Origin of the sequence: Streptomyces spiroverticillatus (assembly GCA_014650415.1) — a bacterium.
Lineage (GTDB): Bacteria > Actinomycetota > Actinomycetes > Streptomycetales > Streptomycetaceae > Streptomyces > Streptomyces spiroverticillatus.
The window spans coordinates 707,123-723,753 of record BMUX01000003.1; the positions used below are offsets into that span (position 1 = coordinate 707,123).

Sequence of the window (16,631 nt, forward strand, 5' to 3'; positions counted from 1 at the left end):
AGGCATGGCACAGAACCCGCGCCCCGCGACCGGCCGCAAGAAGCCCCGTGCGTACGACCCGGTGAAGACCCGGGTCGCCGTGCTCGCCCAGTTCGGGCTGGTCCGGGAGGTCGTCGAGGGGCTCTCCGAGGAGCAGCTCGCGCAGCCCAGCGGGCTGGGGGAGTGGTCGGTGCGGGAGCTGGCCGCGCACCTGTCGATGGCGGTGGGCTCGGTCGTACGGAGCCTGGGGGAGCCGTCGCCGGGCGCCGCCGAAGTGGGCCTCCTGGACTGGCCGTTCGCCACGGAGCAGCACGCCGGGCAGGTCGCGGAGGACACGGCGGGGATCGCCGCGAGCGCACCGATCTCCGAGTTGTACGAGAAGGCCGCGGCCGGAATCGCCGAAGCGCTGCCCGGCGCGGACGACGACCGGGTGGTGCCGACGCGGGTCGGTGCGATGCGGTTCGCGGACTTCCTCGTCACCCGCACCGTCGAGCTGGTCGTGCACAGCGACGACCTGGCGCGGGCCACCGGAGTCGAGGTCCCCTTCGACCGGCAGGCCCTGGCCGCCTGCACCCGCCTCCTCGCGGATGCCCTCGCCGTGAAGGCCCCCGGAGCCTCCACGGAGGTGCGCATCCCGCCGTTCGCGGTGGTGCAGTGCATCGAGGGCCCGAGGCACACCCGCGGCACCCCGCCGAACGTGGTGGAGACCGACCCGCTGACCTGGGTGCGGCTTGCCACAGGACGTACACAATGGGCCGCCGCGATTGAGAATGCGCAGGTCAGCGCCAGTGGCGAGCGTGCGGATCTGGTGGGGGTGCTGCCGATTCTGGGATGAAAGGGAACGCCTGCCGCGAGTGAAGTGGAACCGGTGCCGCCACCCGCTCCGTCACAGCGGCATGCAGAAGACGCCGAAGCTCAAGAAGACGCCGAAGCCCACGAGGCCGAAGACGCTGACGACGCTGAAGGCGCTCGGAGTGCCCGTCACCGCCGCGGCCCTCCTCGCGCTGAGCGCCTGCGGCACGGAGACGACCCCGGGCTCGCAGGCGGCCGGCGACAGAAAGGGTGCCGGCCAGGGCGACGGGCAGGGCACCGTGCAGACGGACCTCGCGCTGACCGGGGTGCGCTGGACGGTCGAGAGCTCGACGGTGGGCGGCAAGAAGGCCACCGCGCCCAGGGACACCTTCGTGCAGATCGACGACAAGGGCGCGGTCAAGGGCAACTACGGCTGCAACTCCTTCACCGGCAAGGCAACGGTCAAGGGCGACGCCGTGAACCTCGACAAGCTGATGTCAACCCAAATGGCCTGCGACGTCCAGGACTTCGAGCTGGCCATGCGCAAGGCCTTCAAGGAACCGCTGACGGCGAAGGTGGACGGCGACCGGCTCACCCTGACCACCGCGAAGGGCGACACCCTCGCCCTGACCTCCAAGCCCAAGAAGGAAGCGGCCGCCCCGCTCGCCGGGACCAAGTGGACCGTGACCTCCTTCAGCGACCGCAAGACCGTGGGCGGCGGCGACACCACCGCCGCGACCGTGCCGAAGGACACCGCCGGCAAGGCGTATCTGACCTTCGGCAAGGACGGCACGGTGCGCGGCCGCACGGGCTGCAACTCCCTGAACGGCACCGCGAAGGAGAGCGGCGGCAACCTCGAATTCGGCCGGGTCGCCACCACGCGCATGATGTGCCAGGGCGGTGCGGGCGAGGTCGAGAAGAAGATGCTGAAGGTGCTGACCGGCAAGGTCTCCTACACCGTGGACGGCCGCAGCCTCTCCCTCACCGGTCCGGCCGGCGTGGGTCTCGAGGCCACGGCCGACAAGTAGGGCTCGTACGAAGCGAATGCGGGCCCGGCTGGGGCAGCCGGGCCCGGGGCCGGGGCCGATGCCGTGGGGGCGTCGGACCCGGCCCTTGCGTCACCGGCCTCGCCCCCGCCTCACGCCCCCGGATACGGCAGCAGCCCCGCATCCGTCCGCTCCCACGCGCCCTTCAGCGCGGCCAGCCGCGCGGGCTCCGCCGCCGCCAGGTCCGCCTGCTCCCGCGCATCCGCCGTCAGCCGGAAGAGCTGGTCCTTCCCGGCCTTGCCCCGGTAGTACTTCCACTCCCCGCGCCGCAGCGCCCGCTCGCCCCGCACCCGCCAGAACAGGTCCCGCTCCGGCAGCCGCTCGCCGCGCAGCAGGTATCCGGCGAGCGAGGTGCCGTCCAGCGGGTGCGCCCGGTCGGGGCGCGCCCCCGCGATCTCCAGCAGCGTCGCCGTCCAGTCCGGCGTGAACACCGGTACGTGACTGACCTGCCGCCCGTCGATCCGCGCGGGCCAGCGCACGACGGTCGGCACCCGGATGCCGCCCTCCTGCAACGACCCCTTGTTGCCGCTCAACGGCCAGTTGTAGGAGAAGCGCTCGCCGCCGTTGTCGCTGGCGAAGAAGACGAGGGTGTCCTCCTCCTGCCCCGACTTCTTCAGCGCCTTCAGCACCTCGCCGACCGACCGGTCCAGGTCCTCGACCATCTCCGTGTACTTCTCGACGGACCCGCCGTCCTGGTGCCACAGCGCCCGCTTGTCCCCGGCCTTGATCCGCCGTACGACCTCGGCGCTCGCCTCCTCGTCGCCGTCGGCGATCCACGGCCAGTGCGGGGTGGTGAAGTTGAGGTTGAGCAGCCAGGGCGTGTCGCCGTGGTCCCTGCGGACGAACTCACTCGCCCGCTCGGTGAGGATCCGCGTGTAGTACCGCAGGTCCTTGTACTCGGCGTCGCCCTCGTAGAGGTCGTACGTCCCGTCGCCGCCCAGCTTCGAGTAGTACTCCAGTGCCCCGCCGAAGTTCCCGAAGAACTCGTCCCAGCCGGACCGGGTCGGGCTGTAGTCGGGCAGGAAGCCGCAGTGCCACTTGCCGATGAGGGCGGTGGAGTACCCGGCGCCCTTGAGGAGGGAGGCGAGCGTGGGGTGGGTGGGTTCGAGCCCGACCCCCTTGTCGGCTATCGGCTCGGCCAGGCCTCCCTTCGTACGCCCCGGAAAGCGGCCGGTGTACAGGCTGAACCGGGTCGGTGAGCAGGTAGCGGACCCGGAGTACGCATCCGTGAACCGCACCCCCTGCCGGGCGAGCCGGTCGAGGTTGGGCGTACGGATGTGGGGCGAGCCGTACGAGGACAGATCGGCCCAGCCGAGGTCGTCGCCCAGGATGAACAGGATGTTGGGCCGCTTGGACCTGCGGCGGTCGGCGGCGCGGAAGGGCCGCTCCTCGGGGGTGTTCGCCTCTGCGGTCGGGGCGGCGGCGGCCAGCCCGGCGGCTGCGGCGGCACCGACGAGGGTGCGGCGGGACAGGGGGGTGCGCGAAGTCACGGCTTCTCCGGAAGAAGTCAGGTCAAGTCGCCCGAACCCGGACAGAGTTCGGCGACCTGTGAGAAAGAGGGGTGCGGGGTGACTAGGCGCAGCGACAGATGGCGCTGGCGACACGGACCAGGTCTACGTGTCGGCGCGCGACGAGCGGGACCGAGCGGTCACCGGAGGGCTGCATGGCCCGTGACTCTGTCGGCTCCCGCCTCCCCGTGTCAACAATCGTCCCGCCCCGTGGACACCTCCCTGAGATCCCGTCACGGATCGCCCCGACACCCACATGGCCCTCCTGAGTCGCGCGTCCGCGCAACCTGACCTTGCCTGATGGAGGTGCACCGCAGGCCGCATCCCACGGCAGCCCGCCGCACTCTCACCCCTGGGGGCCCGTCATGACAGACCCTCAGCAAGGAGACCGAAGCCCCATGTCCCACCGCCTCACCGCCGCCCTCGCGACCTCCACCCTCGCGCTGGGCCTGGCCGCCCTCCCCGTCACCGCCCACGCGAGCGAGAGCGCCGGCCCCCGTCCCGTCCCCGTCGCCAGCGGCACCGTGAACGTCGACCTCTCGGCCTCCCTGCTCGCCTCCCTCAAGGCCAAGGGCCTCGTCCTCGCCCACCTCGGCGCCGACTGCGAGGTTCCGGCCCAGCTGACCGCCGCCACCTCCCTCACCGCCGCCGTCGACTCGGGCACGGTCTCGGCCTCCGCCGACGCCAAGGTCGCGGGCAAGCTCAAGCTCGACGCCACCTGCCTCGGGCTGGTCAACGTCGGTGCGAAGGCCGTCGTGGTCGTCAAGGACCTCGGCGTCGACATGACCACGGGCGCCATCACCGCCACCCTCAAGGGCGACGCCCGCGTCTCCGGCCGGGTCCAGCTCGGTACGTTCGTCCGCCCGGCGGTCAGCGCCAAGACGGTCGCCGGCAACTCCGTGAAGGTGGACGCGGCGGTCAAGCTCGACGCCGCCGTCGCCGCCAAGCTCAACACCGCACTCAAGGCGAACGTGTTCGTCGGCGGCCAGGTCCTCGCCGACGTGAAGACGGTCGTCCTGGTCGACGCCAAGATCGACCTGAAGGCCGCCCTCGGCCTCAAGCTCGACGTGGACCTCGGCGCGACCGTCGGCGGCCTCCTCGGCCTCGGCGCGAAGGCGAAGGTCAACACGAACGTCCAGGCAGACGTAGACGCAGACGTCAACGCCGCCGCCCACCTGAAGGCCGACGCCGACGTCTCCGCGAAGGCGAACGCCCTCCTGCTCGGCGCCGTCCGCTAGAAAGCAGCTCCACAAGGCCCTGACCTGGGCTCCAGCAGGACCGTTTCGTCCCGGGTCAGGGCCTGTTCGCATCCCCAATTCGGACCAGTGCTCGGTCTCGCCTACACTCGGTGCCGTGCCTCGTGGTGATGGACGACTCAACCACGACCTGCTCCCCGGTGAGAAAGGCCCCCAGGACGCTTGCGGCGTCTTCGGTGTCTGGGCTCCCGGCGAAGAGGTCGCCAAGCTCACCTATTTCGGACTGTATGCACTGCAGCACCGGGGACAAGAGTCCGCCGGTATCGCAGTAAGCAACGGGTCCCAGATCCTCGTCTTCAAGGACATGGGACTGGTCTCGCAAGTCTTCGACGAAACCTCTCTCGGCTCCCTCCAGGGCCATATCGCGGTCGGTCACGCCCGCTACTCCACCACCGGAGCCTCGGTGTGGGAGAACGCGCAGCCGACATTCCGTGCCACCGCGCACGGCTCGATCGCGCTGGGCCACAACGGAAACCTGGTCAATACGGCGCAACTCGCCGAACTGGTCGCCGAGCTCCCCAAGGAGAACGGCCGTGCCACCCAGGTGGCGGCCACCAACGACACCGACCTGGTCACGGCCCTCCTCGCGGGCCAGACCGACGACGACGGCAAGCCCCTGAAGCTGGAGGAGGCCGCCGCAAAGGTCCTCCCCAAGGTCATGGGTGCCTTCTCCCTCGTCTTCATGGACGAGGGGACCCTCTACGCGGCCCGCGACCCGCAGGGCATCCGCCCGCTGGTGCTGGGCCGTCTGGAGCGCGGCTGGGTGGTGGCCTCCGAGTCCGCCGCCCTCGACATCTGCGGTGCGTCCTACGTCCGCGAGGTCGAGCCGGGCGAGATGCTCGCGATCGACGAGAACGGTCTCCGCACCTCTCGATTCGCGGAAGCAAAGCCCAAGGGCTGTGTCTTCGAGTACGTGTACCTCGCGCGCCCCGACACCGACATCGCGGGCCGCAACGTCTATCTCAGCCGGGTCGAGATGGGACGCAAACTGGCCAAGGAAGCCCCTGCCGAGGCCGATCTCGTCATAGCTACGCCCGAATCCGGCACCCCCGCCGCGATCGGTTACGCCGAGGCCAGCGGAATTCCGTACGGCTCCGGACTCGTCAAGAACGCCTACGTCGGCCGGACCTTCATCCAGCCCTCGCAGACGATCCGCCAGCTGGGCATTCGGCTGAAGCTCAACCCGCTCAAGGAAGTCATCAAGGGCAAGCGCCTGGTCGTGGTGGACGACTCCATCGTCCGCGGCAACACCCAGCGCGCCCTGGTCAAGATGCTCCGCGAGGCGGGCGCGGCGGAGATCCACATCCGCATCTCCTCGCCGCCCGTGAAGTGGCCGTGCTTCTTCGGCATCGACTTCGCGACCCGCGCCGAGCTGATCGCAAACGGGATGACGATCGAGGAGATCGGGACCTCGCTGGGCGCCGACTCGCTCGCGTACATCTCCATCGACGGCATGATCGAGTCGACGACGATCGACAAGCCGAAGCTCTGCCGCGCCTGCTTCGACGGCGAGTACCCCATGGAACTCCCCGACCCGGAGCTCCTCGGCAAGCAGCTCCTGGAGACCGAACTCGCGGCGGGCCCGGCCAACACGGCCGCCGCCGACGCGCTCCGTCGCCCGTAGCAGCGCCCGTAACACCCTGTTGTACGACACGAAAGTTCTCACCTCCCATGTCTGAGACCACTGGTGCCAGCTACGCAGCCGCGGGCGTCGACATCGAAGCCGGCGACCGCGCCGTAGAGCTGATGAAGGAGTGGGTGAAGAAGACGAAGCGCCCGGAGGTCCTCGGCGGCCTCGGCGGGTTCGCCGGTCTCTTCGACGCCTCCGCCCTCAAGCGCTACGAGCGTCCGCTGCTCGCCTCCGCGACCGACGGCGTCGGCACGAAGGTCGACCTCGCCCGGCAGATGGGCGTGTACGACACCATCGGCCACGACCTCGTCGGCATGGTCGTGGACGACCTCGTCGTCTGCGGTGCCGAGCCGCTGTTCATGACCGACTACATCTGCGTCGGCAAGGTGCACCCCGAGCGTGTCGCCGCCATCGTCAAGGGCATCGCCGAGGGCTGTGTCCTCGCCGGCTGCGCCCTGGTCGGCGGCGAGACGGCGGAGCACCCGGGCCTGCTGGGCCCGGACGACTTCGACGTGGCGGGCGCCGGCACCGGTGTCGTGGAGTACGACCAGCTCCTGGGCGCGGACCGGATCCGGGAGGGCGACGCGGTGATCGCGATGGCCTCCTCCGGTCTTCACTCCAACGGGTACTCGCTCGTACGGCACGTCGTCTTCGACCGCGCCGGCTGGTCCCTCGACCGCGAGGTGGCCGAGTTCGGCCGCACCCTCGGCGAGGAGCTGCTCGAGCCGACCAAGATCTACTCGCTGGACTGCCTGGCCCTCACCCGCACCGCCGAGGTCCACGCGTTCAGCCACGTCACGGGCGGCGGCCTGGCCAACAACCTGGCCCGGGTCATCCCCGACCACCTGCACGCCACGGTCGACCGCTCCACCTGGACCCCCGGCGCCGTCTTCGACGTCGTCGGCCAGGCCGGAAAGGTCGAGCGCCTGGAGCTGGAGAAGACCCTCAACATGGGCGTCGGCATGATCGCCGTCGTTCCCCAGGAGTCGGTCGACGTCGCTCTGGCCACGCTGGAGGACCGGGGCGTCGAGTCGTGGGTCGCGGGCGAGATCCTCGCGCGCGGCGACCACCGCGACGGCGCTGCGCTCACCGGCGACTACGCCAAGTAGGACACGGACGCCCGGCCGGCACCCAGCCGGCCGGGCACGCCGAAGAGCAGGCGGACGCACAGAACCCGGCCCAGGGCTCTCGCCCCGGACCGGGTCCGGTGGAACTGCTCAAACCTTATGAAAATGTTCGAGGTGTACGAACGCCAGAACTGCCAAAACTGAACCGGCCGCACCAGAACCGAGGCGTCAAGCGCCCCGGCGCTGCGACGAAGGACCCGACTCATCGTCGTCGTCATCGTCGTTGTACTGCGACGCGTACTGTGCGTACGGGTCGTCTTCCTCGTCATCGTCCTCGAACGGCTCGCCATTCGGCGGCTGTTGCGAAGTCGAAGCGCCCAGCTCATTGGCCAGACGCGACAGGTCAGTCCCGCCGCTGCTGTACTTCAGCTGGCGGGCGACCTTCGTCTGCTTGGCCTTTGCCCGGCCGCGCCCCATGGCTCGACCCCCTCGGTGACGGGGCTCGACGGCCCCAGAGTCTTGACACGCGTTCATGGTTGGGAACGGGCTCTCCGTGAAGAGACCGGTCCGCAGGACTTCAACGGTACCTGCTTCTTTGGCCATACGGTACGCCGCCCGCAGGAGACACCTCGAAGCACCGCCCGCGGGGAGCCCCGTCCCCGCTGGTCAACCGCGATTTTAGCCTCTTCCTGACGCCCGACCCGCCGAGGGGGGTGAGCCATGTCTCCCCCACGGCGGAACGAGCCCTTCCGTCACCGTCGTGCGCGTGCCTCGGCCATCCGCTGCTCGGCGATCCGGTCGGCCGCGGCGGCCGGCGGAACACCCTCTTCCTTCGCACGTGCGAAGATTTGCAGCGTGGTGTCGAAGATCTTCGCGGCCTTCTTCTTGCACCGGTCGAAGTCGAAGCCGTGCAGCTCGTCGGCGACCTGGATGACCCCGCCCGCGTTCACGACGTAGTCGGGCGCGTACAGGATCCCGCGGTCCTGGAGGTCCTTCTCGACGCCGGGGTGCGCGAGCTGGTTGTTGGCCGCACCGCACACCACGGACGCGGTCAGCACCGGGACGCTCTCGTCGTTCAGCGCACCGCCCAGCGCGCAGGGCGCGTAGATGTCCAGGCCCTCCACCCGGATCAGCGCCTCGGTGTCGGCGACCACCGTCACCTGGGGGTGCCGGTCGGTGACGCGACGTACGGACTCCTCCCGTACGTCCGTGATCACGACCTCCGCGCCGTCCTCCAGCAGGTGCTCCACCAGGTAGTGCCCCACCTTGCCGACGCCGGCCACGCCGACCCTGCGGCCGCGCAGCGTCGGGTCGCCCCACAGGTGCTGGGCCGAGGCCCGCATGCCCTGGAAGACGCCGAAGGCGGTGAGCACGGACGAGTCGCCCGCGCCGCCGTTCTCGGGGGAGCGGCCGGTCGTCCACCGGCACTCGCGCGCCACGACGTCCATGTCCGCGACGTACGTGCCGACGTCGCACGCCGTCACGTAGCGGCCACCGAGCGAGGCGACGAAGCGCCCGTACGCCAGCAGCAGCTCCTCCGTCTTGATCAGCTCCGGATCGCCGATGATCACGGCCTTGCCGCCGCCGTGGTCGAGCCCGGCGAGGGCGTTCTTGTACGACATCCCGCGCGAGAGGTTGAGGGCGTCCGCGACGGCCGCCTCCTCGCTCTCGTACGGATAGAAGCGGGTGCCGCCCAGGCCCGGACCGAGGTCCGTGTTGTGCAGGGCGATGACGGCCTTCAGGCCGGAGGCGCGGTCCTGGCAGAGCACGACTTGCTCGTGGCCTCCCTGCTCCGAACGGAACAGGGTGTGCAGGACGCCGTCGGAAGATGCGGTCACGGTGGTGACTCCCAAGTACGAGGCGGTGAAGCCCTCTTGCGGGTGGAGAGGGCCGATGGGCATGAGAGTAGAGCCTTGACCCCCTCCGATCGGGGCCAGTGCCCGAGATCACCCCCTTTCCGACTACCCCCGTGGGACGATTTGCTTCCGGTCCGCAGTCGTGCCGTTACGGCCCCGGCAGTTTCGGCGGTAGGTGAGGAGCAGGCGTGCCCCTGGCGTCATCGGTGATCGTCCCGTACGTGTCGTCCTTGCGGGTGTACGAACCGCTGGCGGCCTTCCCCGAACCGGAGCGCACCCACTGGGCCCGCTACGCGCGTCGCCCCGCACTGCCCACCGGGCAGGACGAACTCCGCTCCGCGCTCGCCGACTTGCTGCCCACCCCGCCCGTCGCGGTGCCGGTCCACGAGAGCGGCGACGCGTACGTGGCGGAGGCCGACGGGGTCCTGGTGGTGTGCCCGTGGCGCACCCGACTGCGCGGCTGGCAGGCCCTGGAGGAGCTGCCCGAGCACTACCCGGCCGCGCTCCTGGACGCCGTACTGCCTCCTCTTCTGCGACGGCAGGCGAGCGCGGACTACGCGCGCTGGCGGGAGCGGAACCCGGACGCGCGGCCGTGGATCCGCACGTCGGTGTGGCACGTGCCGGTGCGGTGGTTCGTGCTCTTCGGGGACGAGGAGCGGGAGTTCACCAAGGCGGACGGCGAGGAGGGGGCGCTGCTGCGCTACCGGACGCCGATGGTGCAGGCCAGGCGTCGGGTGGCACGCGGGCTGCGGACGCTGCGGCAGCACGGGGGCGAGGCCGAGGAGGGTCCGCTCGTGACGGGTCTGGTGGACGTGGGGCGGTGGCTGGAGGAGTTCCACCCGCGTTCCCTCGTCGAACTGGACTACGGGGGTCTGACCCACGTCCTCGACGAGGCGCACCTCGCCGAGGACCGGTCGGCGGCGGACGTCGCCGAGGGGATCGGGGCACTGCGGGCCGGCGACGCCGAGGGCGCTGCGGCGGCGTACGAGCGGCTCACGGAGCGGTGGCGGACGGTCCGGTACCGCCAGTTCGCCAACTGAATGCTGAATACCGCACACGATTTGAGCAAAACCTGAGCTTTATCTGAACCACACCGTGATGTGGTGCGTGTGACATGTGAGGACTGATGGGCGGGTGGGTCGGGACCTACGTCCTGATCCGGGCTTTTGTGTCAAGCGTGACGGACGGCACTTAAGCACCCCTTGCGTCCATCCCCCGCCCTCGTGTCAAAATAGGACAAGGAGTCCGGGGAGGGCTCCTTCCGTCCAACTAAGGGCGGAATGCTTGGTATTGCTGGCTATGGGGGGTCTGACAACTCCCGATCGCTCTGTGACTGATCGTCACTGTGACGTAACTGTCCGCTATGGCATGGTCCATCGGCTTCCGTCGCGGATGAACACCTCAGAGGGCAATTCCGTCGGTTTGGCCCACGCGGCTGGACGGATGGTGTAGTTGTAGTGCCGAGGACAAGCCGTTCGTCCTATAACCGACTCGGCCCGCGTCCGCCATTTCGGGCAACGCGGGTCAAGGTGCAGAATTTAGAGGAAAGAACCGTGAAGGTTCGGTTCTCCCGAGGAGGCCGCTCATGACCGCTCGCACCCCTGACGCCGAGCCGCTGCTGACCCCGGCTGAGGTCGCCACGATGTTCCGCGTGGACCCGAAGACGGTGACCCGCTGGGCCAAGGCAGGGAAGCTCACGTCCATCCGCACGCTGGGTGGGCACAGGCGTTACCGCGAGGCCGAGGTCCGCGCACTGCTTGCGGGTATCCCGCAGCAGCGCAGCGAGGCCTGACGCTTCGTATTACCTCGCATTACCGCTTCACGCTTGAAGAGTCAGAGCTTTACCCGCAGTAACGGCAACACAGGGCAACACCCCGAAAAATCAGGGTAATTCGGACCCGGGTCCCCCAACTCGGGCCGTACGCCCGCCCACGCACCACTCGGCATGCGCCCGCCCCAACGGGTGCCGTGCCACGATCGCGCCGGACTCCGCCGAGTCCGGCGCGATTTTTTTGTGCCCGTACGGGCCCGTGGGGGCCCTGTGCGGGCCCTGTGCGCCCCGGCGTCCCCGTGCCGGGGTTACCCGGGGTCCGGGGGCTCCAGCCGCCCTGTGGCGGCGAGCTGCGCTCCGGGTGCCGTTCGCGGCCGTGACCTGGGGAGGGCTCGGGGGAGGGGCCGCGGGGGAGCCGGCGGGGCTCGGGGAGGTGCTGCACGAGAGGGTGCAATTGCACATATTAAATTGGCGAGTTGTAGGGAGGGGATAAGTGCACCCGTTCCGCAAACATTTCTCGTGACGCCCGTCACATGATGTGACGCCTGTCAAAAATGAGCTTGCCACCGGAACGGGGTTCCGATCGCGGGGCGATGGTCACGGGATCGGGGGACTTTCGTCCCGAGTCGCCTCGTGCTCCGCCTCGTGCTCCGCCTCGGGCTCGACCGGGTGTTCCGCCGGGTGCTCCACCGGGTGTTCCTCCCCGTACTCCTCCACGATCTGCTCGGCGAGCGCGAGGCGCAGCAGCCGCAGGCAGATCGGGCAGCTCCCGGTGCGGTGCCGGTAGCTGGTGGCGGCGGCCAGGTGGGCACGCAGCAGGGCCCGTGTCTCGTGCTTCTCCGTGGATGCAGCCATCTGTCACCTCCACCGCCCGCCCCCAAGGACCGGAATCCCTCCGTCTCCGGGTTACCGTTGGCAGATGCCCGCGTCAAGACACGCGAAAGCCCCGATCCGTACGGATCGGGGCTTTCGTTACTGCGGTCCTGACGGGATTTGAACCCGCGGCCTCCACCTTGACAGGGTGGCGAGCACTCCAAACTGCTCCACAGGACCTTGATTCGCAGCCGCTCCGCAGGTGTCTGCGTGTTGCTGCGAGTCAGACTGTACAGCAGGTCAGAGGGTGCAGTCGAACTCGATCCCGTCGGGTCCCGGCTAGGGGGCCGCCGCGTCGATCGCCTTCACGATCCGCTTGTCGGAGACCGGGTACGCGGTGCCCAGCGCATGCGCGAAGTAGCTGACCCGCAGCTCCTCGATCATCCACGGGATCTCCCGCACCTCGGCCGGCACCGGCCGCCCCTGCGGGAGCTGCTCCAGCAGCCACGCGTACTCGTCCTGCATCTCGTGGACCTTCTCCATGCGCGCGGTGTCGCGCTGGGCGCCGGTCGGCATCTGCTGGAGCCTGCGGTCGGCCGCCACCAGGTAGCGCATGAGGTGCGGGAGCCGCTTCAGCCCGGTCTTCGTGACGAAGCCCGCCGGCATCAGGGCGTCCAGCTGCTTGCGTACGTCGGCGAGGTTGGCCAGCAGCACGGGGCTGTTGGTCGACTTCAGCCGCCGCTCGCACGCCTGCCACGCGGCCAGCACCTGCTGGACCTGGCCCACGGTCCGTACCGTCGTGTCCACGAGGTCGGCGCGCACCTTGTCGTACAGCTTCCGGAACGACTCCTCGTCCCAGGCCGGGCCGCCGTGGTCGGCGATCAGCTTGTCCGTGGCCGCCATCGCGCAGTCGTCGAAGAGGGCCTGGATGGAGCCGTGCGGGTTGCTGGACAGGGCCAGCTTCTGCTGGTTCGTCAGCTTGTCGGAGGCGAACTTGGCCGGGTTCACCGGGATGTTGAGCAGGATCAGGCGGCGGGTGCCCGCCCACATCGCCTGCCGCTGCTCGGCCTCGCTGTCGAAGAGCCGTACGGAGACGGTCTTGCCCGCGTCCACCAGCGCCGGGAACGCCTTGACCGGCTGCCCGGCCCGTTTGGTCTCGAAGACCTTGGTGAGGGTCCCGATCGTCCAGTCGGTGAGGCCGGTGCGCTCGATGGTCTCGCCGCCCGCGCGCTCGGCGGTCGCTGCCGCCGCCTTGGAGAGGGCCTGGCGGGCCTTCGGGCGGAGCTTCAGGCGCAGGGCCTCCAGGTCCTTGTCCTCGGCGAGCTTCTTGCGGCGCTCGTCGACGATGCGGAAGGTGATGCGCAGGTGGTCCGGGATGCGGGAGAGGTCGAAGTCGGCGGCGGAGACCGGGACCCCGACCATCTTCTGGAGCTCGCGGGCGAGCGTGAAGTGGATCGGCTCCTGCTGTGCTCCTTGGCGGCCAGAGGCCGACGGGACCGCCCGGTCGAGGAAGCGGGTCGCGTAGTTCGGCGCGGGCACGTAATGCCGGCGGATCGGCTTCGGGAGGGAGCGGATCAGCTCGGTCACGACCTCTTCCCGCAGGCCCGGGATCTGCCAGTCGAAGCCCTCGTCGGTGACCTGGTTGAGGACCTGGAGCGGGATGTGGACGGTCACGCCGTCCGCGTCGGCGCCCGGCTCGAACTGGTACGTCACCCGGAATTTGAGGGGGCCCTGCCGCCAGTTGTCCGGGTAGTCGTCCTTCGTGACCCCCGCGGCCTTCTCGTTGATGAGCATCTCGCGCTCGAAGTCGAGGAGTTCGGGCTCCTCGCGCTTCTTGTGCTTCCACCACGAGTCGAAGTGCGCACCGGAGACGACGTGTTCGGGGATGCGCTGGTCGTAGAAGTCGAAGAGCGTCTCGTCGTCGACCAGGATGTCGCGGCGGCGCGCCCGGTGCTCCAACTCCTCGACCTCGGTGAGGAGTTTGCGGTTGTCGGCGAAGAACTTGTGGTGCGTGCGCCAGTCGCCCTCGACGAGGGCGTTGCGGATGAAAAGGTCGCGGCTGATCTCGGCGTCGATGCGCCCGTAGTTCACCTTGCGCTGGGCGACGATCGGGACGCCGTACAGCGTCACTCGCTCGTACGCCATGACGGCCGCCTGGTCCTTCTCCCAGTGCGGCTCGCTGTACGTGCGCTTCAGCAAGTGCTGGGCGAGCGGCTCGATCCACTCGGGCTCGACCTTGGCGTTGACGCGCGCCCACAGCCGGGAGGTCTCCACCAGCTCGGCGGACATCACGAAGCGGGGCTGCTTCTTGAACAGCGCCGACCCGGGGAAGATCGCGAACTTGGCGTTGCGCGCGCCCAGGTACTCGTTCTTGTCGGTGTCCTTGAGGCCGATGTGGGAGAGGAGGCCGGCGAGGAGGGAGGTGTGGACGGAGACCTCCGGGGCGTCCTCCTCGTTGAGATGGATCCCCATCTGCTTGGCGACCGAGCGGAGCTGGGCGTAGATGTCCTGCCACTCCCGGATGCGCAGGAAGTTCAGGTACTCCTGCTTGCACATCCGGCGGAAGGAGGACGAGCCGCGCTCCTTCTGCTGCTCGCGGACGTAGCGCCAGAGGTTGAGATAGGAGAGGAAGTCGCTCGTCTCGTCCTTGAAGCGGGCGTGGTTCTGGTCGGCCTGCGTCTGCTTCTCGACCGGGCGCTCGCGCGGGTCCTGGATGGAGAGCGCGGAGGCGATCACCATCACCTCGCGCACGCAGCCGTTCTTGTCGGCCTCCAGGACCATGCGGGCCAGGCGCGGGTCGACGGGCAGCTGGGAGAGCTTGCGGCCCTGCTGGGTGAGCCGCTTCTTCGGGTCCTTCTCGTGCGGGTCGAGCGCGCCGAGCTCCTGGAGGAGCTGGACGCCGTCGCGGATGTTGCGGTGGTCCGGCGGGTCGATGAACGGGAACTTCTCGATCTCGCCGAGCCCGGCGGCGGTCATCTGGAGGATGACGGAGGCCAGGTTCGTACGGAGGATCTCGGCGTCCGTGAACTCCGGACGGGTGAGGAAGTCGTCCTCGGAGTACAGGCGGATGCAGATGCCGTCGGAGGTACGGCCGCAACGGCCCTTGCGCTGGTTGGCGCTGGCCTGGGAGATCCGCTCGATGGGCAGGCGCTGCACCTTGGTGCGGTGGCTGTAGCGGGAGATGCGGGCGGTGCCCGGGTCGATGACGTACTTGATGCCGGGGACCGTGAGGGAGGTCTCGGCGACGTTCGTCGCGAGGACGACGCGGCGGCCGGTGTGGCGCTGGAAGACGCGGTTCTGCTCGGCGTGACTCAGCCGTGCGTACAGCGGGAGCACCTCGGTGAGGTGCAGCTTGCGTTTGTTGAGCGCGTCGGCCGTGTCGCGGATCTCCCGCTCCCCGGAGAGGAAGACCAGGATGTCGCCCGGGCCCTCGTTCTGGAGCTCGTCGACGGCGTCGGCGATGGCGGTGATCTGGTCCCGGTCGGAGTCGTCGCCGTCCTCTTCGAGGAGGGGGCGGTAGCGGACCTCGACGGGGTAGGTCCGGCCGCTCACTTCGACGATGGGCGCGTCGCCGAAGTGGCGGGAGAAGCGCTCGGGGTCGATGGTCGCGGAGGTGATGACGACCTTGAGGTCGGGGCGCTTGGGGAGGAGCTGGGCGAGGTAGCCGAGCAGGAAGTCGATGTTCAGGCTTCGCTCGTGGGCCTCGTCGATGATGATCGTGTCGTACGCGCGCAGCTCGCGGTCCGTCTGGATCTCGGCGAGCAGGATGCCGTCCGTCATGAGCTTCACGAAGGTGGAGTCCTGGTTCACCTGGTCGGTGAAGCGGACCTTCCAGCCGACGGCCTCGCCGAGCGGGGTCTTCAGCTCGTCCGCGATGCGCTCGGCCACCGTGCGGGCGGCGATGCGGCGGGGCTGGGTGTGGCCGATCATGCCCCTCACCCCGCGGCCCAGCTCCATGCAGATCTTCGGGATCTGCGTCGTCTTGCCGGAGCCGGTCTCGCCCGCGACGATCACGACCTGGTGGTCGCGTATCGCGTCGGCGATGTCCTGCTTCTTCTGGCTGACGGGGAGGGTCTCGGGGTACGTGATCGGGGGCACGCGGGTGGCACGGGCGGCCACCTTGGCGGCGGACTTCTCCGCCTCGGCGGCGATCTCGTCCAGGACGGCCTGCCGGGCCTCCGGCTTACGGATACGACGGGCGCCTTCGAGGCGGCGGCCGAGGCGGTGTGCGTCACGGAGCGAGCTCTGGGCGAGGGTGGCCTGGAGGTCGGCGAGGGAAGTAGACATACCTGGTCCAGGATCTCACTCCGGGTCTGTTGGTGGCGAACCCATTTCCGGTGGCGGGGGTGTTCGGGTGCGCCCCTTCCCTCTCCTGCGCCCCTGGAGGGCATCCCCCCGGCCCCGCCCCCCCGTGCCGGGTGTGCCCGGGATCGTGGGTGGGGGCACGTACCCTCGGGGGCGGGCCCCGTGCCCGGAAGTTTCCTTGCCCGCCCCGAGAGGTGCCCCGTGTTGTCCGTCGCCCCCCTGAGCCGGCTCCTCGCCGTCCTGGTGATGGCGGTCGGGCTGCTGTGCGGGCTGCCGGGGCAGGCTGCTGCCGGGCACACGCCCGGGGACCGGGGCCCGGTGGCCTTCCAGGCCGTGGACGACACGCCCGGGTGCCGGCCCACGCCCTCGCACGACACCGGCAAGCCCTCCGTTCCGCCGCGCGGTTCCACCTCGTACGAGCTGATGCCCGTCCTCTTCGAGACGCCCGGCAGCGGCGATGCGGCCGCCCTCGACCGGCTCCTGGCGCCCCCGGCTCCCGGCCGTGCCCCGCCGGCGGCGGGCCCGCCCACCCCCGTGGACCTCGGCGTACTCCTGCGCGTCTAGGGAGCGCGACGGGCACACCCCTGCCCGTTTCCGGCCCCGAACCC

The 16,631-nt window shown here is 69.7% G+C and carries 14 protein-coding genes and 1 tRNA gene; 8 read left to right on the plus strand and 7 right to left on the minus strand.

Features of this window, described 5'->3' with window-relative positions:
* Positions 1 to 4: 4 nt before the first annotated feature.
* Positions 5 to 814 (plus strand): maleylpyruvate isomerase family mycothiol-dependent enzyme, encoded by an 810-nt coding sequence (locus IE269_RS11330; protein WP_189822699.1) that lies wholly within the window; start codon positions 5 to 7, stop codon positions 812 to 814.
* 61 nt (positions 815 to 875) lie between these two features.
* Positions 876 to 1,799 (plus strand): META domain-containing protein, encoded by a 924-nt coding sequence (locus tag IE269_RS11335; protein WP_189822700.1) that lies wholly within the window; start codon positions 876 to 878, stop codon positions 1,797 to 1,799.
* A 110-nt stretch (positions 1,800 to 1,909) separates the two neighbouring features.
* On the opposite strand, the gene IE269_RS11340 is transcribed toward IE269_RS11335, so the two are convergent.
* Positions 1,910 to 3,307, minus strand: a complete 1,398-nt coding sequence (locus tag IE269_RS11340; protein ID WP_189822701.1) for a sulfatase-like hydrolase/transferase — start codon at positions 3,305 to 3,307, stop codon at positions 1,910 to 1,912.
* An 82-nt stretch (positions 3,308 to 3,389) separates the two neighbouring features.
* Positions 3,390 to 3,482, minus strand: coding sequence for a putative leader peptide (locus tag IE269_RS43755; RefSeq protein WP_368861140.1), 93 nt, complete (start codon positions 3,480 to 3,482; stop codon positions 3,390 to 3,392).
* Between the two features lie 241 nt (positions 3,483 to 3,723).
* Between IE269_RS43755 and IE269_RS11345 the strand changes: the two genes are divergently transcribed.
* The 3 genes from IE269_RS11345 (at position 3,724) to purM (ending at position 7,320) form a co-directional block, all read left to right on the plus strand.
* Positions 3,724 to 4,563: a hypothetical protein gene (locus IE269_RS11345; protein ID WP_189822702.1), complete on the plus strand. Its 840-nt coding sequence runs from the start codon at positions 3,724 to 3,726 to the stop codon at positions 4,561 to 4,563.
* Positions 4,564 to 4,678: 115 nt separating this feature from the next.
* A complete protein-coding gene (purF, locus tag IE269_RS11350) occupies positions 4,679 to 6,205 on the plus strand; it encodes an amidophosphoribosyltransferase (RefSeq protein WP_189822703.1) in 1,527 nt (508 codons plus the stop codon).
* A gap of 47 nt (positions 6,206 to 6,252) precedes the next feature.
* Positions 6,253 to 7,320, plus strand: a complete 1,068-nt coding sequence (purM, locus tag IE269_RS11355) for a phosphoribosylformylglycinamidine cyclo-ligase (protein ID WP_189822704.1) — start codon at positions 6,253 to 6,255, stop codon at positions 7,318 to 7,320.
* Between the two features lie 186 nt (positions 7,321 to 7,506).
* On the opposite strand, the gene IE269_RS11360 is transcribed toward purM, so the two are convergent.
* Positions 7,507 to 7,755: a DUF3073 domain-containing protein gene (locus tag IE269_RS11360; RefSeq protein ID WP_189822705.1), complete on the minus strand. Its 249-nt coding sequence runs from the start codon at positions 7,753 to 7,755 to the stop codon at positions 7,507 to 7,509.
* Between the two features lie 275 nt (positions 7,756 to 8,030).
* Positions 8,031 to 9,116 (minus strand): Leu/Phe/Val dehydrogenase, encoded by a 1,086-nt coding sequence (locus IE269_RS11365; RefSeq protein ID WP_189822706.1) that lies wholly within the window; start codon positions 9,114 to 9,116, stop codon positions 8,031 to 8,033.
* A gap of 206 nt (positions 9,117 to 9,322) precedes the next feature.
* Here IE269_RS11365 and IE269_RS11370 point away from each other — a divergent pair, with 206 nt between their 5' ends.
* Both IE269_RS11370 and bldC read left to right on the plus strand, forming a co-directional pair.
* Positions 9,323 to 10,174, plus strand: coding sequence for a DUF8083 family protein (locus IE269_RS11370; protein WP_189822707.1), 852 nt, complete (start codon positions 9,323 to 9,325; stop codon positions 10,172 to 10,174).
* A gap of 545 nt (positions 10,175 to 10,719) precedes the next feature.
* Positions 10,720 to 10,926 carry a developmental transcriptional regulator BldC gene (gene bldC, locus IE269_RS11375; RefSeq protein ID WP_003949541.1) on the plus strand — a complete coding sequence of 69 codons (207 nt, stop codon included), beginning with the start codon at positions 10,720 to 10,722 and terminating at the stop codon, positions 10,924 to 10,926.
* A gap of 576 nt (positions 10,927 to 11,502) precedes the next feature.
* Here bldC and IE269_RS11380 read toward each other — a convergent pair.
* From IE269_RS11380 to hrpA, 3 genes are all read right to left on the minus strand, one after another.
* Positions 11,503 to 11,760 carry a DUF6274 family protein gene (locus IE269_RS11380; protein ID WP_189822781.1) on the minus strand — a complete coding sequence of 86 codons (258 nt, stop codon included), beginning with the start codon at positions 11,758 to 11,760 and terminating at the stop codon, positions 11,503 to 11,505.
* Between the two features lie 123 nt (positions 11,761 to 11,883).
* Positions 11,884 to 11,958 (minus strand) — tRNA-Asp (locus IE269_RS11385).
* A 99-nt stretch (positions 11,959 to 12,057) separates the two neighbouring features.
* Positions 12,058 to 16,005 carry an ATP-dependent RNA helicase HrpA gene (gene hrpA, locus IE269_RS11390; protein ID WP_189822708.1) on the minus strand — a complete coding sequence of 1,316 codons (3,948 nt, stop codon included), beginning with the start codon at positions 16,003 to 16,005 and terminating at the stop codon, positions 12,058 to 12,060.
* A 222-nt stretch (positions 16,006 to 16,227) separates the two neighbouring features.
* Here hrpA and IE269_RS11395 point away from each other — a divergent pair, with 222 nt between their 5' ends.
* A complete protein-coding gene (locus IE269_RS11395; RefSeq protein WP_189822709.1) occupies positions 16,228 to 16,587 on the plus strand; it encodes a hypothetical protein in 360 nt (119 codons plus the stop codon).
* Positions 16,588 to 16,631 lie beyond the last annotated feature (44 nt).

Bases quoted from the DNA above. Each gene is read 5' to 3' on its own strand.
- IE269_RS11345 (WP_189822702.1), top strand. From the start codon at position 3,724: ATGTCCCACCGCCTCACCGCCGCCCTCGCGACCTCCACCCTCGCGCTG.
- hrpA (WP_189822708.1), bottom strand. From the start codon at position 16,005: ATGTCTACTTCCCTCGCCGACCTCCAGGCCACCCTCGCCCAGAGCTCG.
- IE269_RS11335 (WP_189822700.1), top strand. From the start codon at position 876: ATGCAGAAGACGCCGAAGCTCAAGAAGACGCCGAAGCCCACGAGGCCG.
- IE269_RS11360 (WP_189822705.1), bottom strand. From the start codon at position 7,755: ATGGGGCGCGGCCGGGCAAAGGCCAAGCAGACGAAGGTCGCCCGCCAG.
- IE269_RS43755 (WP_368861140.1), bottom strand. From the start codon at position 3,482: ATGCAGCCCTCCGGTGACCGCTCGGTCCCGCTCGTCGCGCGCCGACAC.
- bldC (WP_003949541.1), top strand. From the start codon at position 10,720: ATGACCGCTCGCACCCCTGACGCCGAGCCGCTGCTGACCCCGGCTGAG.
- IE269_RS11330 (WP_189822699.1), top strand. From the start codon at position 5: ATGGCACAGAACCCGCGCCCCGCGACCGGCCGCAAGAAGCCCCGTGCG.
- purM (WP_189822704.1), top strand. From the start codon at position 6,253: ATGTCTGAGACCACTGGTGCCAGCTACGCAGCCGCGGGCGTCGACATC.
- IE269_RS11380 (WP_189822781.1), bottom strand. From the start codon at position 11,760: ATGGCTGCATCCACGGAGAAGCACGAGACACGGGCCCTGCTGCGTGCC.